This window comes from Sulfidibacter corallicola, from assembly GCF_017498545.1.
Taxonomy (GTDB): Bacteria; Acidobacteriota; Holophagae; order Acanthopleuribacterales; family Acanthopleuribacteraceae; genus Sulfidibacter; species Sulfidibacter corallicola.
In genome coordinates this window covers 6083486-6107705 of record NZ_CP071793.1, presented here as the reverse complement: position 1 = coordinate 6107705, position 24220 = coordinate 6083486, and the positions used below count along the sequence as shown (strand labels likewise).

The window sequence follows — 24220 nt, the reverse complement described above, 5'->3', positions numbered from 1 at the left end:
TTTCGCACTCCAATCTCAGGGTCGTTCACTCAACCAGGATTGATATTCGTCCCAAAGCGTGTGGACCGAGTGACATGTGGCATTGGTGATCGTGTCTTCCCATGACCAGAACCCCCGGTTCTTCGGGTGTGCTGATTGATTCAGCACATAGGTGAAGTCATCGAATCCCCGTTCTTCCTGAATCCAGGCAAAAAAGAACGCAGTGGTTTTGTAACCGTCGGACCAATGTCCACCCGGCTCGCGAAAGTGGTTCGGAATGTAGCCGGCACGATGCCGAACCACATCGGCAATGCCTTCTACGGCGAAAGACGACATGCCCTCCGCGTGCTGGTAGGCGTGTGTCATTTCGTGATAGAGAATCCCCCGCACTTCTTCCGCAACGTCGCCGCCACCCTCGTGGTAGCGCAATAGATAGTCGGTGCTGACCGCGACCGTGATGTGCGGTGGCTCGCCCGACTTCCACGCGATGCCATCGAACTTGAAAATGCGTAGGGTAAGCCGCTCGAATGCGGGAACCTCAGCGGGATCGTGGTAGAGCATTCGACCGACGCGCCGGGCGATGTCGTGGACGTAGCGGGTCATGTCGGGAACCGCCTGTGCGAACAGGCGCCCACCTGCGCTCTGGTCGTTCTCGTATTCGACCGTGGGCGAAGTGACCTTGAGCCAGCGCGCGTCTCGGGGGCCGCGTGCCGCACCGTCCGACGGCATAGGACCGCCGTCACCCGCCATACCATCCACGCCACCGGAAAGGAGGCCGAACGCCGCGAGCCACAGAAACGAAATACCGCAAAAAGAAGACCGACTGAAAAGGAACATGTCGTTCACCTCGCAAAAGACCTGAAGGGGCCACCAGCCTGCACTTCGAACGAGGTGGAACCTCAGTCGAGACCAGGCTTCCGCCCGAGAAAAACCGATGGTGTCCGGCGAAGGTACGTCGTCGATTTTTCGAGGGGCAAGCGCAGTAGCGGCGCTGATTTTCGTCTTCGAAGCAGGAAGCAAAGGAAGAAAGCGCGTCGGATGCAAACCTTGCCTCGATGGACCCGAAGCGATTCGGTGCAAGCCCGATGCTCTACCCGAAACGCCCGAAAACAAAGGTGCGAGGCAACGTAACGCCATCGTAGCGGGCGCCTTCGAGAGCCGCCATCGACCAAAAGGACGATTTTGGGTTGTATCCGCTTCGGGCGCGTCTCCACCTCGAGACCGGGTCCCGGCCCGAATCGGATGGATCTTCGGGCGGGGAACCCCCGTTCCGAACCTAGAGCAGGTGAACTTCGCCGGCTTTGATCACCGCCTGCATGCGCGATTCGACTCCCATTTTTCGAAAAATCTTATGGGCATGGGTTTTGACGGTCTTTTCGCTGAGGAACAGTCGCTGACCGATTTCGGCATTGGAGAGCCCGGCCGCCATGGCCTGAAGCACCTCCAGCTCGCGCGGCGTCAACTGGAAGGTTTCCTGGCGCGGTCGTACCTTGACCCCGCCCTGTAACAGACGCGTCAGGAGCCGGTCGGTCAAGCGCTTTGCCGCCCAGATCTGTCCCTCCAAAACCGCATCGAAGGCGATTTTCATGTCTGCCATCGACGTGTTGGGCGCCAAAAAACCGCGCACCTCCAACTCGAGCAACCTCAATTGATCGTCTTCGGCCAACCCACAATCGATCACGACGAGCTTGGCCTCGGGAAAGGCCACTTTGAGTCGTTCCACCACGGTCTCACCGGCATCGAGCAGCACCTCGCGATGGCAGGAACCGCAAACCAGACACAAAGCGGTCTCCAGCGCAAAATCCTGGGGCCGAATCAACTCGAATCGCTTGAAGACTCGGGCCAAATGGTAATCGCCGTATTCGCGGCAAAAGGCGGTCAGGCCACCCGCAACGAGCTCACGTCGACAAACGAGAACAAGGTTCGACTTGTCACGACCCTCCCGTTCCCGTTGTGCGCGTTCGCGCTCGTAGGTTTCGACCGCCGCATGGATCTTGCCCAGGATGGTCTCGTTATCTTCGGCTTTGGAGAGATAGTCGAAGACCCCCGACTTGAGTGCCGTGATCGCCGTGTCATAACCCGGATAGGCCGTGATCATGAGGATCTTGGCGTATTCGTTCAAATCCGCCAGCCTCCGGCAAACTTGAAACCCGTCCTCCTCACCCAGTTTCAGGTCCACCAGGCAGACGACAATCGGCTCGCGGCTCATCACCGCCGCGGCCGCATCCCCATCCCCAACGGTGTGCACCCGGAAACCTTCGCTCTTTAACCAGAGTCCGAAGCTGGCCCGAACCCCTTCGTCATCATCCACGATCAACAGGTGCGTCTGATTCTTCATGATGGCAACCTCCGTCCCTTGGAATCCGGATCATGAGGTGGGCTCCTCCATGATACTGGGCATTGAGGGTGATTTCACCCCGGTGCTTTTTGATGAGGTTGTGGGAAATGAACAACCCCAGCCCGGTTCCACGCTCCGTGCGCGTCGAAGCGAAGGGTTGGAAAAGGTGATCGCTCGCCGCCTTGTCGAACCCGGGTCCGTTATCCTTGAAATGAACGATGTAGTGTCTCTCACCCGCCGCGGAGGTCTGCTCGAGATCGATCTCCAACCGGCCCCCGCCGGACATCGATTCGACGGCATTTCCGATGACGTTCATGAAGACCTGTTGCAAACTCTCGGGATTGCAATGGATGGGAAAGAAACCACCCGAAGCGACGATCGAGATCTTGGTCCGGCCGAGCCGATTACCCCATTTCAGAACCTTGATCGCGGCGGTTACCAAATCTCGCAGGTCGGCGTTCTCGAAGGCCGGCAACGGCCGTTTCGTGAAATCGCTTTGACGTTTGACGATACGGCGCAGGCGATCCATTTCCGAACCCAACAGTTGGAGAAGGTCGTCCAGTTCCGGATCCATGCCCTGTACCTTGCGGTTGATGACCCGTAACGAATTGTTCACTGCGAAAATCGGGTTGTGTGCTTCATGCGCGACGAGGGCTCCCTGTCGCGTTTGGGCGGTCAACAGATCGAGCCGTTCCAAGGCCTGGCGCCGTTCCAGCAGAAAATGCATGTGGCGCCGATACATCCAAATTGCGATCGAGCCCATGCCGATCAGGCCCGCAACACGCAGCCACCAGGTTTGCCACACAGCCGGTATAACCCGAATGTGGATCGATTCGCCCCGTTCGTCCCAGACCCGATCACCGTTGGCCGAGCGCACGCGGAACAGATAGTGGCCCGGCTCCAGATTCGAATAGGTCACGGAACGCCGATCACCGGCCTCGTGCCACGTCTCCTCCAGTCCTTCCATTTTGAATGCGAATCGATTCCGCTCGGGCGCGACGTAGTGAAGCGCGGCGAACTCGAGAGAAAGGAGCCGATCACGGTGAGTCAACCGAAGCGCAGCACCGTCGGCTGCGACAGGTGCGAAATGACCGTTTCGATCGGTCGAGACGCGAGTGATCACCGTCTTGGGCGGATGTGGATTGGCCTGAATCCAATCGGGTTCGAAGCTATTGACACCGTATTTGCCACCGAAAAAGAGCATGCCGGTGCGTGATTTCAAATAGGCGCCACCGTTGAACTCGAGGCTCTGAAGTCCGTCGCCCGAGCCGTAGTTGCGAAAAGTCTCCGTGGCCGGATCGAACCGGGTGACCCCGTTGTTCGTGGAAAGCCAAAGCCGTTGTCTCTCGTCCTGGAGGATCCCGTAAATCGTGTTGCTGGCCAATCCGTCACGCTCGGTGAAACGGGTGAAGCGCCCACGTGCCCGATCGAAACGGTTGAGGCCCCCACCGTTCGTGCCGATCCACAACGCGCCGGATCGGGCTTCGGTCACGCACAGGATATCGTCACTGCCGAGTTCACCCGGCCCGTCACGCCGGGTGAACCGCCGCGTCACCGGAGTTCCGGGTTTGGAAGCGGGATCGAGGCGCATCAATCCATGGCCAAGGGTACCGACCCAAATATCGCCCGCCCGATCTTCATTGAGGCAATAGATAAGCGGGCCACGCCCCTCGAGTGCGGGGATCAGATGCTCGAAGTCGTCGCTTTCGGGTCGATATCGATCGAGACCACGCTCCGTGCCGACCCACAGATGCCCGCGACGGTCGCGAAGCAGTGCGAAAACCCGTTTTCCGCAGAGGCTTTCGGAGCGTTTCGGGTCGAAGACGTATCGGCGCGGCCGCACGTCGGATCGCGGATTGGCCTCCAATCGAAAAAGCCCGTCCCGATTGCTGCCGACCCAAAGGCGACCCGAACCGTCTTCGGTCATACATCGGATTTCCGCACCGGGAAAAAACGATGTGCTGCGCCGTCGATCGAATTCGTTGCGAACCAATCCCATGCCCTGACCCCCGACCCACAGATTGCCCAGACGATCCTCGAAAATCAGGTGTACGTTGCGATACGTCAGCCGCTCGTCGAATTCGGCATGTCCGGCCCCCGCGAATTTGCGGCGGTCGGGCGCGAAGTGATTCAAACCATCGTCGGTGCCAACCCATACGACGCCCGAGTGGTCTTCCATCAGGCAACGCACCCGATCACTCGAGAGGCTGCCCGGTTGCCCGCGAGCCGCGCGAACAAACTCAAAGTCGCCCTGACCGCGCACCCGACGGGCGAGCCCTCGTTCGGTGCCCACCAGGAGGTCGCCCGCTCGAGTGACCCCCAAAGCGCGAACCGAACCGGCGACTCCGGTGACGGCTTCGAGTCGGCCTTCATCGGAACGTCGCCACAAACCGCGATCACTGCCGATCAAGAGCCCTTCCGCGGTTTGGGCCAGTGCCCAGACCGTCGCCCCGGCCAACGCGGCCGGGGTCGTGCCCCGATAGCGACCGAGCCGGGTATCGAACACAAGGAGACCGCCACCTCGGGTACCCAACCAGAGTTCATCTTTACCGCGCGACGCCATCACTTCCACCGCCAATTCAGCGCCTTCGAAGGTCGATCTGCGATCGGGAGGAAAATGGGCCCATCGCTCGGTACCAGGATCGAAGCGAACCAATCCGCACTCGGTCCCCAACCAAAGCCGACCCCATCGATCGGGTTCGATGTGGTGTACGATGCCACTGCCCCCGGCAAAGGCGGCGTTCGGTGGGGGTCGCACACTCTCGAACCGGTTATCCGCCGGCCGGTACCGGTTCAATCCACCGCCCACCGTGCCGATCCAGATGATGCCCGCGCCATCCTCCCAAAGTGATTTGACGCGAATGTGGCTGAGACTGTCGACATCGCCCGGGAGGGTCCGAAATACCTCGCACCGATGACCGTCATAACGGTTCAGGCCGTCCTCGGTCCCAAACCAGAGAAACCCCCTCGAATCTTGGATCATGCAGTTGACATAGGAGTGCGACAATCCCTGTTCTCGTGTCAAATATTGAAAGATCATCTCGCTTTCGCCTGAAAGAACGAAGCTACCGCCAACCAGCCACAAGAGCAACCAAACGCGACGGACCTTCGAACTCGAGGTCCGTCGCGAGAGTGTCATCCACCTCCGACATGAACGGCCAATCTGCCGCAAACGGTACGGGGGAAGTTGTCCATGACACGCGACGGCCTTCTCGATCGGGCAGGTCGGTCGATCCATATCCTTCGGTTCCTTCACTACGGATGTCGGTGTCGGGCGCTTCGGCGAGCCCGATTCACGACCCTGGCTCTGTGAAAGCCGCCCACGAATGGCCCATCGGCGACGGGAGCCGGACCTCTGCATTAATTCATGAGAGGCACATCGCAGAAATCGAGGTTTCTTTACCACTTTACCCTGGTATAAGGAGTTCATCCCAAAATCACACCTCTCCAAGTTCCGGTTTCCGGAGGGGCGCAGGCCGCCGACATCGATTTGGCCCGCACGCGGTTGACTCGATGCCGCGCGATTCCGCCGTCATTCCCGACACCTGTCGACGCGACCGCGCCGGCGAGGTTCAGGATCGCTACCACACCGCCGGCGCGGTGGTCCAAACCGAGGCGGCGGCGCCAAGAAGGCCCGCATTGTCCGCTTGCAGCTTCGAAACCGAGATGCGCAACTTACCGCGATACAGGTTGTGTAAACAATCGGCCAGAGCCGCCCTCGTCGGTTCGAGCAGCAGCGCTTCGGCCTTGGCCAATCCACCGGCCAGGACAATCGCTTCCGGGTTGGTGATCGCCGCGGCATTGGCCAATCCCAAGGCCAGCATGTGACCCGTTCGTCGAAAGGCGAGTTCGGCGATCGGATCTCCGGCCTCGGCAGCGGCCGCAATGAGTTTACCGTTCAACGAATCGCGGCTTTTTTCGAGTCTCGATGGTTGCGCCCATGTTTGATCCAGCAGGTCGATGACAGTTGCGATCAATCCGGTCACCGAGACATAGGTTTCCAGGCAACCACGACGCCCGCAACCGCAGGGTCGGCCGCCCGGCATGACCACGGTATGACCTAACTCACCCGCAAATCCGTCGTGGCCTCGCACCAACTTACCATCGATCACCACACCGGATCCCAACCCGGTTCCCAAGGTCACCATCACGAAGTCCCGTAAACCACGCGCCCCCCCGTACAACATTTCTCCCATGGCGGCGGCATTGGCATCGTTGTCCAAATGAATTGGACACAGGACCCTGCGATGTAACCATTTCGCCAAGGGAATCACCCCTTTCCATTTCAAGTTGGGTGCGTGTTCGATCGTGCCGCGAAACGCGTTGCCGTTGGGCGCGCCGACCCCAACCCCGGCCAGGGTTCGGATCTCCCGGTCCGCCAGCAATTCCAGGATCGTCCGGGCCAACCCGTCGGCGAAGGCTTCGGCAGTAGGGTAATCACGTGTCGCCAGTCGCTTCCTGGCCAGGCAGTCCCCACCTCGAGTGACCAATCCGATATCGGTATTGGTTCCTCCGATATCGATTCCGACAACCATTCCCGGTCGAGATTCGCGATCATGGGGAAGATCGAGGATCGCACTTTGGCGATTCACCATGCTGTTCACTCCTTTCGGCACGAGTCGAATGGCAAAACCTCGCGAGGTTTACCGAGACCCCTCGCAAATCGACCGTGCACTGTCGTTCGCCACCTCAGGTCAAGGCTCGATGCCCGGCGGACATAGTCATTTCGTGTGCCGCGGCACTTTTGAAGCGGCGCCCTTTCCAGCCGAAAAAAGCCAAATACAGGTAGGCCGCGATCGGGCCCCATCGGAGACAGAACCGACGAACCCGGCTGGGGGATCGTGGGGCATCCCCAAAAAATAAAGAGCGCGTCGCTCACCGGTCAACCAGTGAAATGGGACAAGCGGACCCATTTGGGACATGTCCCATTTGGGTCGGATTCCAGGCTCATCGCAATCACCGACAGGCCCTAAAATGCCGGGCAAACAGTTGCCGGAAATCGGCATAGGAGGAGCCATGAGCGAGGTACCCCTTTTCGACGAACAGATTCGTGGATTGGAACAGCGTCCCTGGGGCTGTTTCAGGGTGATCGGCGATTATCCGGACTGCAAAATCAAACGATTGGACATCCTCCCCGGGCAACGCCTCTCCCTGCAATCGCACCGACATCGCACCGAATACTGGGTCATGATTCGCGGTACCGCCACAGTGACCCTTGCCGAAGAGCAACGCGAATTACAACCGGGTGAAATGATCGTGATCCCGAAAACTGCCAAGCACCGGATTGAGAACGGCGGCCATGATTTGGTTTCACTGATCGAGGTGCAACTGGGATCCTATTTCGGCGAGGACGACATCGTGCGATACGCCGACGACTACCAACGAACCTGAATATGCGGTAGTTACCGTGCTTCGAGACACATCGGTTCCACCGAAAGCTGCATGGGACCGGCATCAATCTCCACCCCTGAATACAACTCCCGACCGATTGGCGCAGGTAGCCGCACCCTCCAGAATGATAGGACAAGCATTCCCAAGGTGAACCATTCATCACCGATCGGCCGACCCCGTTCGGCAAGGACGGTCGGCGGCCGAAGATCCGCCGTGTCGTCACGAAGCACCTCGGGTGACATGGTCACGACAGCACGTGTCCCGCTACAGCGTCCAAGAGACCGCGTCCCGAAAGGCCGAACATCCCGATGCGGATCGATGCTCCGCCTTCGCCAGTCCGATCTCGAACGCGACATCGGTCGAAGAGTTGGCCCCGACGCTTCCCCCTTTTCGGTGATTGTGGCCCTTGTTGCTGGAACTGTTTTATTTCCAGGAGGTTCGTTTTGAGACCTAGACTTTGGGTTCCTGCCTTTTTCCTCTGCTTCTCTATCGGTGTGATGGCCCAATCCCAACAAACCGGCAGCATCGTCGGCACGATTAGCGACGGTGACCGTGCCTCGATTCCGGGTGTGCAGATCTCCCTGTCATCCGACGCACTCATGCGCGATCGCCAATTGGTGACCAATGCCAACGGAAATTACACCGCCGCCCTGCTCCCACCGGGCAAGTACCTCGTTTCTTTCTCGATGCCGGGATTCAAAACCGTGCAACAGACCATCACCGTCGGGATCGGACACACGGTGCGGGCCGATGCAACCCTAGTCCCCATCGCGATCACCGAGCAGATCTCCGTGGTTTCGGCCAAGGTCAGCGCTTTGGAAGCCGAAGGCTTGGCCGTCAATTTCACCGCCGACAAGGTCGACCAATTACCCATTTCGAACCGACGCCTTTCCGGCCTGTTGAGCAACGCACCGGCGGTCACGCGAGGCGGTGCCGGTGGACAACACACGATTACCGGAGCGGTGGGCCGCGACAATCAGTTCCTGCTCAACGGGGCCAACATCTCCGATCCGGCCTGGGGCGGCGACCTGGCACCCTATATCGAGGATGCCGTCCAGGAAACTCAAGTGCTGGTATCCGGCACCTCGGTCCGCTATGGCGGTTTCACCGGTGGTGTGGTCAACGGCATCACCAAGTCCGGCAGCAATCATTTCGCGGGGACGTTACGGGTGGAGATGGAAAACGATGACTGGAACGCCCGCAACCCATTCTTGACGGGAGAGCAGACGGATGACATCCAGAAGGAGTATCAGGCAACCCTCGGCGGTCCCATCGTCAAAGACAAACTTTGGTTTTTCGTGGCGACAAAAGTACTGCCGACCAGCGACGGTACCGGTGTCCTGGCAAGCGGCGACACTTTTTCCCGCTCGCTCAGCAACGATCAATACGAAGGAAAACTGACCTGGTCGATCACACCGATGCATACCGTCTCTTTGGACTACAACACGCACGATACCGAAGAAAGCGGCTGGGCCTTCCTGCGTCCGGCTTCCGCCGATATCGTATCGAATCGCGAGGATTCACGGGACATGTTGGCCTTCAACTACACCGGCATGCTCAACGATCACATGTTCCTCGAGATCAGCGCCTCCGACTTCGAAACCGTATCGCGCTTTGGCGGCGACCCGAATGGCGGACACGTCATCACCGACGAGATCGCCGCTGGCGGGGTGGTCATCGACAACAATATGTTTTTCGGCAATTGGGCCTCGCCCTCGGTTCGCGGCAAGGAGACGCTGGCTGCCGATTTGAACATTTTCCACGATGGCCATCTGGGTCTTCACGACATTCATGTGGGAGTCCAATACGTGAACAGCATCACCGGCGGCCTCAACCGCCAGACCCCGACCGGTGGATTGATCAAACTGGGTCGCTACGGCGGCACCCGTTCCCACATCCTGTGGGAGCCGAACGGCGATACCTACTACGACATGTATTCCGGCGAAGTACAGGTTCTGCTGGAAAAATACCTACCCGACGTTCACGGCAAAAACCGGATTTTGTCGTTTTATGCCGAAGATAGCTGGACTCCCAATCCCAAACTGAGCGTTCAAGCCGGGTTGCGTTACGACCGTTTCGAATCCAATGCCTATATCTCGGACAACGTATCTGCCAACGACATATCTCCCAGGGTCTCGATCACCTATGACTGGTTCGGCGACCATGAATTGAAGCTGATCGCCTCGATCGCCAAATACGTCGGCCGCATGCACGACGACGTCGCCAACGCCGGCAATCCGGTGGGCAACCAACCCATGACCGAGTACCGCTATGTCGGGCCGGATCTGCTACACGTGACGCGCGCCGAATTCAACGATCCGCAGAGTGATGCCTACCAGGCACTCTTCGACCCCGCCAATCTCGAGTTCATCGGCGACGGCGCCCCCGAAACCTCGGCCGTCGATCCGAACATGAAGCCGCCCTATTCGCTGGAGTACACGCTGACGGCCAAGAAAGCGGTCGGGTTGAATGGCCACGTGGAAGCCTCCTACATCTACAAAAACTACAAACGCAACATCGACACCGTCATCGGGGGTTACGGCCAGGTGACGACCGAAGGGGTTCTCGGCGGCACGAGTTTGGTCGACCGGACTCTGTGGACCAATGTCCCCTTGAAACGTACCTATCAAGGGCTGATTCTGTCCGGTGCCTTGAGCGGTGAGGTTTGGGATCTGAGCGGCAGCTTCTCCTTCTCCGAAGTCCGCGGAAATTACGACAGCGAAGAATGGTGGAGCCCCAACATGGGCACGATTTATGGCGATTACGAAGGCAGTTACGATCCGGCCTTCGCCCTCCCCGAAGGTCGTCTACCCGGCGACGTACCCTTTCGCGCACGCCTTTTCGGAACCTATCGAATCAACCTGACCGGCGCCGGTCGGCTCACCCTGGGCGGCCTCGCCCGATACGAATCGGGGTCCGTCTACAGCTATACGGCGCCCGTCGTGCTTCAATCCAGTGACGCAAACGGCGATGGGATCGACGATACCCGCGACTTTCTGGGCAGTGCGCCGGGTACCTATTACCAGTGGGACTATTACTTCAACGGTGAGCGAGGTGGCCAGCGATTCCCCAGCGTCTACGATCTCGATTTGAGCTTTACCTACAATCTCCCACTGGCCCGGTTCGACTTCTGGGTCAAACTGGACGTGATCGGAGCGCTCAACAGGAAACGCGTCAGCGGATGGTCAACCTGGGTCAACAGCTTCGGAACGTTTCAAAATACGGACGGCAACCTGATCGTGAACGCTCCCGAACTGAACCTCAACAGCTCGTATGGGTTACCCTCGAGTCCGAGCCACTATTCCTCGATTCGATCCTACCGCCTCAGTACGGGATTCCGCTTCGATCTCTGATCGCGGACCACACCCGATGTCTCGGGGAAACCGGCCCACCGACCCCGCGTTCGACGCTCGCGTTCTCTCTAAAACCATCCGCCGAGAAGCGGGGTTCGCCTCCCTCCGACATCTCGGCCCCGAATCCCGACTGTCTCGATCAGCCACGCACGAACACGACCTCGCCGCAGGGGGTGCCCTCGGTGATGAACTTGGCCTCGAAATGGGTGCGGCCCTCGGTCTCGCGGATCGGGCCCGCGTAACTGGTGGCCATCTCGGTGATTTCGGGATGATGCAGCACCGCGTAGCGGAACTCGCCGAGGTAGAAGGCTTCGTTGGACGTCAGCAACAACCGTCCGCCTGGCCGCAGCAACTTCGGCAACACCGGCAGGATCGGATGGTAGGACCAACGCTTCTGGCGATGCTTGGTGGGCCACCAGGGGTTGGGGTAAAAGATGCTGACCTGGTCGAGCGAGTTCGGCGGAAGTTTGGGCAGCAGCGGAATGATGTTGGTGTGGAGCCCGAACACGTTGGGTCGGTCCGCCGCGCCCACGCGATCCAGCATGGTGCCGCCGCGCAGATTGCCCTTGTCGACGCCGAGATAGGCCCGCTCGGGGTGGCGCTCCCCTTCCCGTAAAATGTAGCGACCCATGCCGCAACCGATATCCAGGGCACGCCAGGAAAAGTCCCAAAACGGGGTCGGCACCTCGGGAATCGGGCTGGTCTGCCACCGAACCAGGTAGCGCTGGAGGTCGGCGCGACGCCAGGCCTTCTCCATCGCCGCGACGGCGTTGTCGTCGGGTTCGGGTATCGGAAAATCACGGTCTTCGATCATGGGTCCTGTTCTCCTGGCCGCCAATGGGCGAACTCATAGGGATATCACGACACCGGGCGCCGGTCAAACCTCTGGCGAAACCCTTTCGAACCGAAAAGCGACGTCTCCTTCGACCCCCGAGCAGGTCCACTTCCACTTTTTTTCGATTTCGAGCACCCCATTCGCCGCCAAGTTGGGTAAAATCAAGACATACTCGCATAGAAAACCAAGTAGGGATCGATGAGCCTAGCAGGTCACAAACCCGCCAAGGAGCTCCCGACCAAAGAAACCATGGTTTCTCTGTACTGTCGCTCCATGGTCATTCAACTTCTGGCTGGAAAGTTTCTCCACCGCATCGAAACACTTCGGCGATTGGCGATCAACTCCGAAGTGCTGGCTTCCCGTTCGCGTGCGAACGGGCGCGCCATCAGCGCGATCGCCAAGGAACTTCAAACCATCACCCAAAAAATGACCGCCATCCAGGACCGCCTCGCCTCCGATTCGTCGCAGTTGGCGACCTACGCCCTCGTCAGCACGGCCAAGGCCCGCCAGTGTGAAAAGTACCAGATGGTCCTGAAATCGGGGATCTCCGGGAAGAACCGGGCCCTGATCGAATCCACGCGCAATCGAATGGGTTGCGTCTTGATCTCCGAACTGGAAAAGCTTCGTCGCCAGCTCGAAATGACCCAAGGTACCATGCTCGATCTCACGCGGGTCTCCATCCACATTCCGATGGTCGCCACCTTTTTCAAAATCGAAGCGGCCTCCTGCCAGGCCCACATGGAAACCACGTTCCGGAATATCGCCGATCAACTGGTCACCCTCAACGACCGGCTCGCCCTGGAAATCGAGGACGTCGTGGCCAAAGTGAAGGGTGCTCTCGCCATTTTCGACAGCACCGAAGGACCCGTGGAGGAGGACAGCCTCAGTGCGTAAACACAAGATCGCAGAAATGGACGGTGTGACCTGGTGGGTCTTCGGGAGAGATCCGGAGAAATCGGATCACGTCATCGATACCAACGAATACCTGATCGTCCACGAAGGAGAGGGCCTGCTTCTGGACCCCGGTGGCTACGAGATCTTTCCCCAGGTGGCCGCCGCGGTGAGCGAAGTGATCGAGATCGAATCGATCACCCATTTCTTCTGCAGCCACCAGGATCCCGACATCATGTCCAGCCTACCGCTCTGGATGGGGCTCTGTCCCAAGGCGAAAATCTACATGCCCTGGATCTGGTCCGGGTTCATCGCCCACTTCGGTCACGAGTACGTGGACCGCTTCGTCAAGGTCCCTGATTGCGGCACCACGATCGGCGCCCAAAACGCCCATCACAAGTTCGTTCTCCTGCCCGCGCACTATTGCCATTCGTCCGGTAATTTTTCGCTCTACGATCCCGTCTGCAAAATCATTTTCTCGGGAGACATCGGCGCCGCGCTGCTGCCCGAGGACGCCGAGACGCTGTACGTGGAAGACTTCGACAACCATATCCAGTACATGGAGGGCTTTCACAAGCGCTGGATGCCTTCCAACGAGGCCAAAAACCAGTGGATCGAACAGGTTCGCCAGTTGGAGGTCACCTATCTATGCCCGCAACACGGCGGCATTTTCAAAGGCGCCCAAGTCACGCAATTCCTGGACTGGTTCGCCGAATTGAAGGTCGGCAGCGCCCTGGAAGAGAGTAAATCGGCCCCCAATGCCTCATCTTGACCCTTGCGAACCTGTTTCTCGGGACGATCGACCCGGTAGGCCCGGAACCTGCCGCCGCTATAGCAGGTAGTGGGCGGGCAGGATGTTGGTGACCGGTTGGCGCGGCGTCAGGCGTCGCTGCTCGCGGATGCGGTTGACCAGGGTCCGGATGGTTTCCGGTGGGGCGGCGCTGCGTTGGTGGAGCACCAGGGCCATTTCCAGGGTTTGCAGCGAATCGGGCGCCAGCGCTTCGGCGTGTGCCAGCGACTCGTAGGCCTCTTCCAGCATGCCCGCCAAAAGGTAGGTGTGCGACAGGCCCAGCGTCGATTCCAACGACATCGGGTTCTGGCGGCGCGCCTCCAGGAAGGCCTGCATGGCGATGTCCAGGTGGGTCTCGCGCTGCACGGCGCACCGATCGCCTTCCTTGAACATGATCTCGAACTCTTCCACCTCGAAGAACTCGGCGACCGTGCGGTTGATCGGGTAATGGCTGCCCTCGGCGCTCAGGTAAAACAGGTCCAGGAAAAGCCGGCCGAGAATGTACTGGGTCAGGTAGAAATGCTCGCTCATCGACAGCGCGCTCATCATGCAGTCCAGCGCCCGGTCCAGGTCGCCGCGCTGCAGGAAGGCGAAACTCAAATGAGCGAAAAAGATGTCTTTCGAATGGGTGCGCAGGCGCAGCAACTCCTGCCAGATGGATACCGCTTCGGTGAAGGGATCCCTGGGCAATTGGTCGGGCTGAACGGTGGTGGGCATGGCACGCGGCCCCATGGTTCGCGCCACGGAACAATCGCCCACCTGCTCCAGGTCGCGAAAGAAGAGAGCCAGGCCGCGATTGAACATCGCCTTGTGCCGCACGGTTTTGGCGTTCTTGCGTTCCGAAAAGCGGCGGAACACCTCGACCGCGCGGCCGTAATCACCCATCTGAGCCCAACAGACGCCCAATAAGTTCCAGGTCTTGAAATCGTCGGCGCCCTGATCGAGGCGCTTGCGCAAAATGGAACGGGCGCCCATGAAATCCAAGCGTTGCAAACACAGTTCAGCGGTGGCCAAGTGAGATGCGGGGCCGTGGTTTTCACGAGCTGCAGATGACGGTGACGGTCGATTCAAGCGCCCTCCTCGAGGCTGGCCCGCGCGGCGGCCAGTTTGGCGATCGGCACCCGGTAGGGCGAGCACGAAACGTAATCCAAGCCTACCTTATAAAAGAAACGAATGCTATCGGGATCCCCACCATGCTCGCCGCAGACGCCGAGCTTGATGCCCGGTCGGGTCTTGCGACCCATGTCGGCGGCCATCGAGACCAATTTCCCGATCCCCTTCTGATCGATGGACTTGAACGGGTCGCGGGCGTAAATGCCGGCGTCGATGTACAGCGGCAGGAAGCTGCCCGAATCGTCGCGTGACAGGCCCATGCCGCACTGGGTGAGGTCGTTGGTGCCGAAGGAGAAGAAGTCGGCGCTCTCGGCGATCTCGTCGGCGGTCAAGGCGGCGCGCGGGATCTCGATCATGGTGCCGATCGGCAAATCGAGATCGGCCTCGCGAACCACGGGTTGAATCGAGGCCTTGACCTTGTCCAGCTCGGCCTGGGCCCCCACCAGGGGTACCATGATCTCGGCCTGGGCGTCGATGCCCTCGGCGCGGGCCCGCACCACGGCACCGACGATGGCGGCCACCTGCATGCGGTAGATGCTGGGGTGGGAAATGCCGAGGCGGCATCCGCGATGGCCCAACATGGGATTGGCTTCTTCCAGGTCCTTGACACGGTGGCGGACGGCGGTGCTGGTGATCCCCATCGAGTGGGCCAGGCCCTCGATCAGGCTGTCGCCGTGGGGCAGGAACTCGTGCAGGGGCGGATCGAGCAGCCGAATCGTCACCGGCATGCCGTTCATCTCCTTGAAGAGCTCGTAGAAATCGTTCTCCTGAAAGGGTTGCAGGGCCGCCAAGGCCTCGTTGCGGGTGCTCTCGTCGGCCGCCAAAATCATTTTGCGCACGTGCTGGATGCGATCTTCACCGAAGAACATATGCTCGGTGCGGCAGAGCCCGATGCCCACGGCACCCAGCAGCCGGGCGATCTTGGCATCGGCCGGTGCATCGGCGTTGGTGCGCACCTTGATCTTGGCGATTTCGTCGACCCAGGACATCAGCAGGGCGAACTGCTCGCCCTCGGAACCCGGCTCGACGGTTCCCGCGCTCAATTGCTGGATCAGGGGCGATGCGGTCGTGGGGATCTTGCCTTCCAGGATTTCGCCGGTCGTGCCGTCGATCGAAATGAACGCACCCTCGCGAATGGTGCGTTTGCCGAACTGGATGGCGGCTTCCGCGGTGTGTACCACCATGGTCGTGCAGCCGACCACACAGGGTTTGCCCATGCCACGCGCGACCACGGCGGCGTGGGACGTCATGCCGCCGCGCTGGGTGAGGATGCCGCTGGACACGTGCATGCCGGCGATGTCTTCGGGCGAGGTCTCCTCGCGCACCAGGATGACGGGGATCCCCTCTTCTTGCAACTCGACCGCCTTCTCGGCGCTCAGGGTGACCACACCGGTGGCGGCACCCGGTCCCGCGTTCAGGCCGCGACCCAGCAAACGACCGGAATCCAGCAATTTCTGCTTGGCATCCTGGTCGAATTCACTGGCCAGGAGTTGGGACATGGAGTCCGGCTCCACTTTGCGGACCGCGTCGTGTTTGTCGATCAGGCCTTCCTTGTACAGGTCGATGGCGATCCGCAGGCTGGCGCGGCTGGTGCGCTTGCCGTTGCGGGTCTGCAACAGGAAGAGCCGGCCGTTTTCCACCGTGAATTCGGTGTCCTGCATGTCGCCGAAATGTTTTTCCAGTACGCCGAGCGTATCCAACAACTGTTGGTAGACCTCGGGCCAACAGGCGGCCATGCTCTCGGGGTCGTTGGGATCGTCGATCTTGAAGGGGGTGCGGATGCCGGCGACCACGTCTTCGCCCTGGGCGTTGCGCAGGTACTCGCCGTAAGGGCCCGGCTCGCCCGTGCTCGGATCACGGCTGAAGCACACACCCGTGCCCGAGCTGTCGCCCATGTTGCCGAACACCATGCTCTGCACGTTGACCGCGGTGCCCCACTTGTGGTCGATGTTGTTGATCTTGCGATAGAGAATGGCGCGATCGTTGTTCCAAGACTCGAATACCGCGTTGATCGCGCCCCAAAGTTGGTCGTAGGGATCCTCGGGAAAAGCCTGATCGGTCTCTTCCAGCACCAGATCCTTGTATTCCTCGACGATGCGCTTCAGACCGTCGAGCGAAATCTGGGAATCCAGATCCACGCCCTCGTCTTCGCGCACGTCCTCGAGAATGCGCTCGAAGTCGGAATGGCTCAGGCCCAGCACCACGTTGCTGTACATCTGGATGAAGCGACGGAAGGAATCGTAGGCGAAGCGCTCGTTTCCGCTCTGCTCGGCGAGCTTGGCCACCGTGCGGTCGTTCAGGCCCAGGTTCAGGATGGTATCCATCATGCCGGGCATCGAGACGCGCGCGCCGGAGCGAACCGAGAGCAGCAGCGGCGGGCCGTCACCGCTCAGGGATTTCCCCAGCTCGGCTTCCAGCCATTTCATCTTCTCCATGACATCGGCACGGACGTCTTCGGGAAGCTGGCCGCCCTCGTCGAGATAGGAAATACAGCAGCGGGTGCTGATGGTAAAACCAGGAGGAACGGGAACGCCCATCCGGCACATTTCGGCGAGACCGGCTCCCTTTCCGCCCAACAGACCTCGCATCGTGCCGTCACCATCGGTCACGGTTTTTGAAAAACGATAAACCTCGGACATTCCAGACTCCTTGCGTTTGGCAAATTTCCCAACCAACCCATTTTCAGGCCGATAGCTTTTTCTCTAGTAGGGAATCATTTCGGTGCTAATGTACTGATATCAGCCACCAACCCGAGTGTCAAGGCGATTTCCCGGCACATGGCCTTGCGGTTCAAACGCAACTGATCCTCGTCCACGTTGATGTAGACGCCATCGGTGCCGAAATAGGCTTCGGCCGGATCGGCCAGGGTCACCATCAGGTCCATCGCGTCGTTGTAACGGCCCTCGTCGGCCGCCTTTTCGATGTCGTGCTTGACGGTGGTGAACTGGGCCCAGAAGGTCCGTTCCGGCATTTCTTCCAGGAGCTCGGCATCGAAATCGGGCAGGCGATCGGCCTCGTCGGCGATGACGTTCTGCATGCGCTTCAAGCTCAGCGACAGACTGCGGAAGTTGTCTTTTTCCTGTTGGTCGGCGACGGCCTCGGCCCGCGGCAGGGTCTGGTCGATGCGGTCGACCCCGGCGGCCAAGACGCCCTCGACCACGTCGTAGTCGAACCCCCGCACCTTGCGCAGGTAGTGGCGAATGCGCTCGACCAGGAAGTTCCGCAACTGTTCGTGCAGGTTCTCGTCGGGCACCACGTCGTTGTCAGCCTGGCGATAGAGACCGATGGAGACCGTCAACATTTCGTCCAGGGAGAAGGGCAGTTCGGCATCCACCAACACGCGCACCACGCCTTGTGCGGCGCGGCGCAGGGCGTAGGGGTCCTTGGAACCGGTGGGGATCATGCCCGCGGCGAAACAACCCACCAGGGTATCCAGCTTGTCGGCGATCGAAATCAGGCAGCCGTTGCGATTGGCGGGCAGGTCGTCATCCATCGAGGCCGGCTGGTAGTGGCCGTAGATGGCGCGCCAAACCTGGTCGTTCTTGCCGTGATGGCGCAGCAGCAGGCCGCCCACGATGCCTTGGAGCTCGGCGAACTCGAAGACCAAATCACTGACCAGGTCGGACTTGCACTGCTCCGCCGCGAAGATCAGGTCCTGGCGTTCCGCGGAACCGTACTCCAGGACATCGGCCATGTGGGCCACCAGCCCGGCCAGGCGCCGGGTCTTCTCGTGGTAGGAACCCAGCTCGTTGATGAAGGTGACGTTCTTGAGACGCTCGCGGAAATGGTCGAAGGATCGCTCGCGGTCGGTCTCCCAGAAGAATTTGGCGTCGTAGAGCCGGGCGTTCAGCACCCATTCGTTACCCTTCTTCACCAAGCCCTTGGGATCTGTGGGGATGGATGCCACCGACAGGAAGTAGGGCATCAATTTGCCGTGATGATCCTGAACCGTGAAGGATTTCTGGTGCTCGCGCATGGAGGTGATCAGCACTTCGCGCGGGATGTCGAGAAACTTTTCGTCGAATTCGCCCAGCACCACGTAGGGGCATTCCACCAGGTCGGCCACCTCGCTGAGCAGGGCCTCGTCGGCCACCAGCATGCCGCCGATCTTGGCCAGATGGGCATCGATCTGGGCCTGAATCTTGGCTTCGCGCTCCTCGTGGCCCACCGCCACATGGCGTTCGGCCTTGGCGTCGAGGTAATGCTGGATGGTGGTGACCTCGAACCCGTCGCCTCCGAAAAAGCGGTGGCCGAAGCTGCGGTTGCCCGCATCGATGCCGGCGAAGGAAAAGGGAATGACCTCGCCGTTGAACAGGGCCAGGATCGAGCGTACCGGCCGCACGAATTGCTCGCGGTTGTGACCCCAGCGCATGTTCTTGGGAAAGTGCATTTTGGCCAGCAGGGTGGGGATCGCCTCGGCCAGGATATCGACGGTGTCGCGGCCCTTGATCTCGACCTTGCCGGCGACGACCTCGCCCTTCTTGCCCTCGGTGCGGAACAACTGGTCCTGGTTCAGGCCGGGGTTGCTGCGCAAAAACCCTTGCAGGGCCTTGGTCGCCGAGCCATCGGCGCCATAGGCGATTTTCACCGGGGGACCGAGCACCGTTTCCACCCGATCTTCTTGGGCCACCTGAACTTTGCGGCCCATGATCGTCAACTGCCGGGGGGCGCCCAGGGATTCCAGGTCGTCGAATTCCAGTCCCGCTTCGGTCAATACCTTTTCCAAACTGTCGCGAAGGTCGCGGTGGGCGCGATTCATCATGCGCGCCGGGATTTCTTCGGTGCCGATTTCAATGATCAATTCAGCCATGTTTCACGCCCTCCTGTAAGGCCACGTATTGTTCCGCCACCGCGCAGGCCATTTTGCGAACCCGCGCGATATAGGCCGGTCGTTGGGTGGTACTGACGGCACCGCGGGAGTCCAACACGTTGAAGGTATGCGAACATTTCAGCGTGTAGTCGTAGGCCACCAGCGGCAAGTTCTCGTCCAGAAGCCGGTAGGCCTCGTTCTCGTACATGTCGAACAGGTTCTTGTGCAGATCGATGTCCGCCGATTCGAAGCAGTACTTGGAGAACTCGTACTCTTCACGCTTGCGGGCATCGCCGTAGGTCACGGTGCTGGACCAGGGCAGGTCGAAAATGTTGTCCACCCCGCCCAGGAACATGCAGAGTCGTTCGATGCCGTAGGTGATCTCCACCGACACCGGGTGCGTATCGATGCCGCCGACCTGCTGGAAATAAGTGAACTGGGTGATTTCCATGCCGTCGAGCAGGACCTGCCAGCCCACGCCCCAGGCGCCCAGGGTGGGGGCTTCCCAGTTGTCTTCTTCGAACCGGATATCGTGATCTTCGAGCACGATCCCCATGGCCGCCAGACTCTTCAGGTAGCGTTCCTGAATGTCGTCGGGCGAGGGTTTCAGGATCACCTGGAACTGGTAGTGTTTGTGTACCCGAAATGGGTTTTCGCCATAACGGCCGTCGACCGGTCGGCGGCTCGGCTCCACGTAGGCCACATTCCAGGGTTCGGGTCCGAGCGTTTTCAAAAAGGTATGCGGGTTCATGGTGCCCGCGCCAACCTCGATGTCGTAGGGTTGGCTGATGACGCAATCCTGCGCCGCCCAGAAATTTTGCAGGGCCAAAATGAGATCCTGGAATTTCACAAGAGCCGCCTTTCACTGAATTGTTTGACCAATGCTTCGCGGGTTTTCAGCGCCATCGCCAAAAAGTGTTCCCACAGCGTTCCAAGCGCCCGGTTCAGCCTGGTTAAAGCTCCCCATTTTAGAGCAAATTCCAGGAAGGGCTCAATCCTTTGTTGGAAGACCCGTTCGGGATAGAGGTCGTCCTCCGGGGTCCAGATCGCCGCGTCCCGGGCGGGCGCCGCCTCGATCTCGTTCAGGGCGTGGGCCACGCAGCCCGGATGGCGGGCGAGCACCCCGCAAAAATGCAGCAGCCAGATCTCGAAATAGAGGTTGCGATGAGGTAGATGGGCCACCGGTTCGTCGCGGCGCAAGGTGGCCAACATGTGCTCCAGCAGGCGGAACACGTGGGGATCGGGATGGCCCTCGGGTTGTGACTTGTGGATCAGGAAGCTCCAGTGATGCAACAGCGCCAGACCCATGTATCCCGAGGACAGGTCGTAGGCATGGCCGCGCAGGCTGATCTGTTCCAGGGATTTCAGGTTCTGGTGCTCCTTGCCCTTCAACTGGAACTCCAGGTGATTGAGCGGCGCCAGATAGGCCGAGGGCTGCTTCCTGCCCACGCGGAGAATGCCTTTGCGGACGCCGCTCTCCGCCGTGAACAGGTGAACGATGTGGCGGCTGCTGGTGAGCGGGGTGTGGTGAATCACAAAGCCGTGGTGTTTTTCGGGAGAAATCATGGCCAAACCCGGAAGCGGAGCTTGGGGTCATTCTGCCACGCGGCGCCCGGCCGGAAAAGCGGAAAGACCCCTCGCGCGCCGGGTCGGGCAGACTTGACAGCCGGCCGCGATCGTATTAGGTTGGCGCTACGAATCTTTATCCTGTACACCTTTTCTTCTCTCTCCTGGGCATCGGCCCTATTTGCCGGCTCACCGCCAATCACACGAAAATATCGCCCGCGCGACACGTCTTCCTCCCCCACCGCGTCGCCCACCCCTATTCGGAGCCCGATCATGACCCGTATACAGGTCGCCAATCTGGGAGTCCTTCGTCAGGCCGACATCGATCTGGATCGCCGCGTCCTGCTGTTTTGCGGTCCGGACAGCACCGGAAAATCCTACGCGGCCACGACGGTTTTCGGCTTTTACCGGGTCCTTTCGGAGGGAACCGCGGCCCTGCCCGATCTGTCGGAAATGGAGCCGCTGGTCGAGAACCTGATTCACGAGCGGGAAATCGTCCGTCCCCTGGAAGAATGCTACCTGGAGGCCTTGCAGCCAATGCTGGCTTCGTTCGGCCAGGAGCTTCAGGCCAACCTGGTCACGCTGTTCGGTACGCCACAGGAACGCTTCGCCGAAACCGAGATCCACCTGCGCTGCCTCAACCCGCCGATGGCCCGGGCCCACCTGCACGCGCTCCCCCTTTCGTTGCAGCGCATGGTCGACGGCGTCTCCCTGCGGGTATCGCTCGACTGGCACGACAACCAGATTCGCTGGGTCCGCTCGGGACGCGAACCCAACCCTCGAATCCTGCGCCGGTTGGTGAGCAACATCATGAGCGAATTCATCAGTTGGTGTCTCTCCGGCATGGTTCGTCCGGCGGTGTTTCCGGTGGAACGCATGGCGATCGCCGTGTTCGGTCGGGACCTGCCGTTGCAACCGGAGAGCCTGGTCCGCCGGGCCCAACAATCGGAAACGCCCACCCAAACCTACTCGCTGGCCACCTACGAGCACGATCGCCTGTTGGAGCGGTTGGCCCAATACCTGGACGATCGCGGCGAATTGGCCGACCTGGCCGAGGAAATGGAGCGCCGCGTCCTGCGCGGTACCGTGCGCATTTCCGACGTCAAGGAGCTCTCGTTCGTGCCGGACCACGGTCGCCCGGTGACCATGATGATGGCGGGTCCGGTGGTCAAATCGCTCGCGGTGATGGTGGCCTATTTGCGGCACATGGCCAGCGATACCGACGTCCTGATCGTGGAAGATCCCGAGATGAACCTGCAACCGGAGATGCGGCGTTCCCTGGCCCGCATTCTCGCCAAGGTGGCCAACCGCGGCATCAAGCTGCTGATCAGCACCCACTCCAAGGAGATCGCCGACGAATTCAGCGACCTGGTCCTGGTGGGCAGCGGCCACCCCAAGGCGAAGAAGTTGATCCGCCGTTTCGGGTATCGCGAAGAAGAGAACCTGAAGCCGGAGGACATCGGGGTGTACCTGTTCCAGGGCGATCGGGCGGATTCGGTCCCGGTCGGTCCGGGCGGCTTCACGGTGTGATCCGCCGTCGCTGCGGGGCGCTTGTCCTGGGAAGCACGACTCATCGCTGTTCCCGCATACCGAGAGAGAAACCAGGCCTGTAGGATAGTCTGTTGTGTGTCAACCCTAAAATTGGGGGAGGAATGCGGAAATCTTGTCAGGTTTTGCACATCTTTTCCGCAGACGCACACTTTTGAAAATCCTCCTGGTACGGAACTCCTGTTTTTAGAATTGCCCGCATGAGCACCAACAATTTGCGCATGACCGCCACGACAGCGGCCTTTTTCGACTTTCCTTTGCGTATCAACCGCTCGTAGAATGTTTTCATTTGTTCGTTAAAACGGCAGGCTGTCAGCGCAGGCATGTAAAGCCCCGCTCGCAGTACCGCTGAGCCTTTGCGACTTATAATCGTCGTTTTTTTCACCGAGGTCCCCGATTCGAACTTTGACGGGTTTAACCCTGCAAATGCACCGACTTGGCGGCTTCGCGCAAATCTTCGGAGATCTCCCATTTCAGCGATGACCATTACAGCAGTGAGGAAACCGATCCCTTTTATCGTGCATAACAAGTCCACATCCTTCTTGAGTTTTGGGGTCCGGTTGAGAAGCTTTTTGATTTCCTTCTCGACCCGATCGATATGGTCTTGTAGCTCCTTGAGATGTTTTTTTCGAATCTTCTGAACCGCTTCGATTTGCAGCGGCTGACCTGCCCGATTCCCCTCGGCTACCTGGAGTTCGACATACTCCTGCCTGCATCGCCACAAGTCCTTGAGAATCTGATAGGTCCGACTCGGAATCGTTTGAATTTTAGGTTTGCGTTCTTGACCGAAAAGGGCAAGCAATCGAGCATCCACCCGATCGGTTTTATTTCGAAGACCTCGGCTTTTTGCGTAAGCGGCCGTGAGCGAGGGGGTGATCATACAGATGGATGGCCCCTTGTTCATCGACAGCCACAAACGTAATTCCTCGGCGTATCTTCCACAGTCCTCCATCACGACCCAGACATGCTCTTTGAAAGGTTCGGGAAACCCAAGAGCCTCATCAAGCCAGGTCAAGGCATCTTCTGCCCCTGTGAGAGTCCTTGGGAATTTACGAGCGGGAATGCGGTGAAATGGGATGTCTTTCTCGAATGGGACGCCTTTCTCGGTGGAAACATAAGCGATATCGAAGGTGTTTTTGCTAACGTCAATGCCGGTCCAGGCGGTTAGGGTCTTGGTCATGAAGAGCCTCCACAATGCCGAAGAGGTGAAGGACGGTACACACCGCAAAAGCCAAACCTGCAAAAACACGGACTTGAAGAATCCCAGATAGTCTGCGGTTTTCAACGGTGTGGAAAGGGTGAGATGAGCAAAATCCTACAGACGAGCTACCCACCAGGGCGCTCAGGTTGGTCGAAGGCTTCATCTCACCCGGCGACTCTGGTCGGCCGGCCGGAGTCGCCTAACCGTCTACCTAAAAAGTTTTCCACAAGATTCACAGTTTCCACAAAAAGAAAAAAAGAAGCAAAAAAAGAAAAAGGCTACGGCTGTGACGAACTGAATATTAACCATAGAGCTTGAACTCTATGGTACAGGTTGGCCCGCTGGGCCGACGTGCCGAAGCAACCCAAGCAACAGCAACCAATTGCGCCAAAGAGCGAAGCCGAT

16 protein-coding genes are annotated in these 24220 nt (G+C 59.6%); 5 read left to right on the top strand and 11 right to left on the bottom strand.

The features are described 5' to 3' along the window. Positions 1-15: 15 nt before the first annotated feature. The 4 genes from J3U87_RS18785 to J3U87_RS18765 form a co-directional block, all read right to left on the bottom strand. Complete coding sequence (locus tag J3U87_RS18785; RefSeq protein WP_237377316.1) at positions 16-816, bottom strand: basic secretory family protein; 801 nt, start codon at positions 814-816, stop codon at positions 16-18. Between the two features lie 439 nt (positions 817-1255). After that, the gene (locus J3U87_RS35015) at positions 1256-2317 is read right to left on the bottom strand and encodes a response regulator (RefSeq protein ID WP_272932382.1); all 1062 of its coding nucleotides are present in this window, start codon (positions 2315-2317) and stop codon (positions 1256-1258) included. After that, positions 2283-5324, bottom strand: coding sequence for a ligand-binding sensor domain-containing protein (locus tag J3U87_RS18770; protein WP_237377315.1), 3042 nt, complete (start codon positions 5322-5324; stop codon positions 2283-2285). Before J3U87_RS18770 ends, J3U87_RS35015 begins: the two co-directional genes overlap by 35 nt. 574 nt (positions 5325-5898) lie before the next feature. Beyond that, positions 5899-6912, bottom strand: a complete 1014-nt coding sequence (locus tag J3U87_RS18765) for an ROK family protein (protein WP_237377314.1) — start codon at positions 6910-6912, stop codon at positions 5899-5901. A gap of 421 nt (positions 6913-7333) precedes the next feature. On the opposite strand from J3U87_RS18765, the gene J3U87_RS18760 reads away from it, so the two are divergent. Both J3U87_RS18760 and J3U87_RS18755 read left to right on the top strand, forming a co-directional pair. Beyond that, positions 7334-7708, top strand: a complete 375-nt coding sequence (locus tag J3U87_RS18760; RefSeq protein ID WP_237377313.1) for a phosphomannose isomerase type II C-terminal cupin domain — start codon at positions 7334-7336, stop codon at positions 7706-7708. Between the two features lie 443 nt (positions 7709-8151). Beyond that, a complete protein-coding gene (locus tag J3U87_RS18755) occupies positions 8152-11061 on the top strand; it encodes a TonB-dependent receptor (RefSeq protein ID WP_237377312.1) in 2910 nt (969 codons plus the stop codon). Between the two features lie 139 nt (positions 11062-11200). Here the strand turns inward: J3U87_RS18755 and J3U87_RS18750 are convergent, their stop codons facing one another. Then, entirely contained in the window at positions 11201-11875 is a 675-nt protein-coding gene (locus J3U87_RS18750; RefSeq protein WP_237377311.1) for a class I SAM-dependent methyltransferase, read from the bottom strand. Between the two features lie 219 nt (positions 11876-12094). Here J3U87_RS18750 and J3U87_RS18745 point away from each other — a divergent pair, with 219 nt between their 5' ends. Together J3U87_RS18745 and J3U87_RS18740 are read left to right on the top strand one after the other, a co-directional pair. Continuing rightward, positions 12095-12790, top strand: a complete 696-nt coding sequence (locus tag J3U87_RS18745) for a hypothetical protein (protein WP_237377310.1) — start codon at positions 12095-12097, stop codon at positions 12788-12790. Beyond that, entirely contained in the window at positions 12783-13559 is a 777-nt protein-coding gene (locus tag J3U87_RS18740) for an oxygen-binding di-iron domain-containing protein (protein WP_237377309.1), read from the top strand. Before J3U87_RS18745 ends, J3U87_RS18740 begins: the two co-directional genes overlap by 8 nt. Positions 13560-13616: 57 nt before the next feature. Here the strand turns inward: J3U87_RS18740 and J3U87_RS18735 are convergent, their stop codons facing one another. The 5 genes from J3U87_RS18735 to recO all read right to left on the bottom strand — a co-directional run bounded on the left by J3U87_RS18735 (position 13617) and on the right by recO (position 21066). Further along, the gene (locus J3U87_RS18735) at positions 13617-14648 is read right to left on the bottom strand and encodes a tetratricopeptide repeat protein (protein ID WP_237377308.1); all 1032 of its coding nucleotides are present in this window, start codon (positions 14646-14648) and stop codon (positions 13617-13619) included. Beyond that, positions 14645-17329, bottom strand: coding sequence for a pyruvate, phosphate dikinase (gene ppdK, locus J3U87_RS18730; protein WP_237377307.1), 2685 nt, complete (start codon positions 17327-17329; stop codon positions 14645-14647). Before ppdK ends, J3U87_RS18735 begins: the two co-directional genes overlap by 4 nt. A gap of 74 nt (positions 17330-17403) precedes the next feature. Beyond that, entirely contained in the window at positions 17404-19500 is a 2097-nt protein-coding gene (glyS, locus tag J3U87_RS18725; protein WP_237377306.1) for a glycine--tRNA ligase subunit beta, read from the bottom strand. After that, positions 19493-20350, bottom strand: a complete 858-nt coding sequence (locus tag J3U87_RS18720) for a glycine--tRNA ligase subunit alpha (protein WP_237377305.1) — start codon at positions 20348-20350, stop codon at positions 19493-19495. The genes glyS and J3U87_RS18720 overlap by 8 nt, the downstream gene beginning before the upstream one ends. After that, the gene (gene recO, locus J3U87_RS18715) at positions 20347-21066 is read right to left on the bottom strand and encodes a DNA repair protein RecO (RefSeq protein WP_237377304.1); all 720 of its coding nucleotides are present in this window, start codon (positions 21064-21066) and stop codon (positions 20347-20349) included. Before recO ends, J3U87_RS18720 begins: the two co-directional genes overlap by 4 nt. Before the next feature lie 273 nt (positions 21067-21339). Here recO and J3U87_RS18710 point away from each other — a divergent pair, with 273 nt between their 5' ends. Continuing rightward, the gene (locus tag J3U87_RS18710; RefSeq protein WP_237377303.1) at positions 21340-22596 is read left to right on the top strand and encodes an AAA family ATPase; all 1257 of its coding nucleotides are present in this window, start codon (positions 21340-21342) and stop codon (positions 22594-22596) included. Positions 22597-22732: 136 nt separating this feature from the next. On the opposite strand, the gene J3U87_RS18705 is transcribed toward J3U87_RS18710, so the two are convergent. Further along, entirely contained in the window at positions 22733-23794 is a 1062-nt protein-coding gene (locus J3U87_RS18705; RefSeq protein ID WP_237377302.1) for an IS110 family RNA-guided transposase, read from the bottom strand. Positions 23795-24220 lie beyond the last annotated feature (426 nt).

What these genes read in the sequence shown, in the direction of transcription:
- J3U87_RS18785 (WP_237377316.1), bottom strand. Translation starts at nt 816, where the DNA reads ATGTTCCTTTTCAGTCGGTCTTCTTTTTGCGGTATTTCGTTTCTGTGG.
- J3U87_RS35015 (WP_272932382.1), bottom strand. Translation starts at nt 2,317, where the DNA reads ATGAAGAATCAGACGCACCTGTTGATCGTGGATGATGACGAAGGGGTT.
- J3U87_RS18765 (WP_237377314.1), bottom strand. Translation starts at nt 6,912, where the DNA reads ATGGTGAATCGCCAAAGTGCGATCCTCGATCTTCCCCATGATCGCGAA.
- J3U87_RS18760 (WP_237377313.1), top strand. Translation starts at nt 7,334, where the DNA reads ATGAGCGAGGTACCCCTTTTCGACGAACAGATTCGTGGATTGGAACAG.
- J3U87_RS18750 (WP_237377311.1), bottom strand. Translation starts at nt 11,875, where the DNA reads ATGATCGAAGACCGTGATTTTCCGATACCCGAACCCGACGACAACGCC.
- J3U87_RS18745 (WP_237377310.1), top strand. Translation starts at nt 12,095, where the DNA reads ATGAGCCTAGCAGGTCACAAACCCGCCAAGGAGCTCCCGACCAAAGAA.
- ppdK (WP_237377307.1), bottom strand. Translation starts at nt 17,329, where the DNA reads ATGTCCGAGGTTTATCGTTTTTCAAAAACCGTGACCGATGGTGACGGC.
- glyS (WP_237377306.1), bottom strand. Translation starts at nt 19,500, where the DNA reads ATGGCTGAATTGATCATTGAAATCGGCACCGAAGAAATCCCGGCGCGC.
- recO (WP_237377304.1), bottom strand. Translation starts at nt 21,066, where the DNA reads ATGATTTCTCCCGAAAAACACCACGGCTTTGTGATTCACCACACCCCG.
- J3U87_RS18710 (WP_237377303.1), top strand. Translation starts at nt 21,340, where the DNA reads ATGACCCGTATACAGGTCGCCAATCTGGGAGTCCTTCGTCAGGCCGAC.
- J3U87_RS18705 (WP_237377302.1), bottom strand. Translation starts at nt 23,794, where the DNA reads ATGACCAAGACCCTAACCGCCTGGACCGGCATTGACGTTAGCAAAAAC.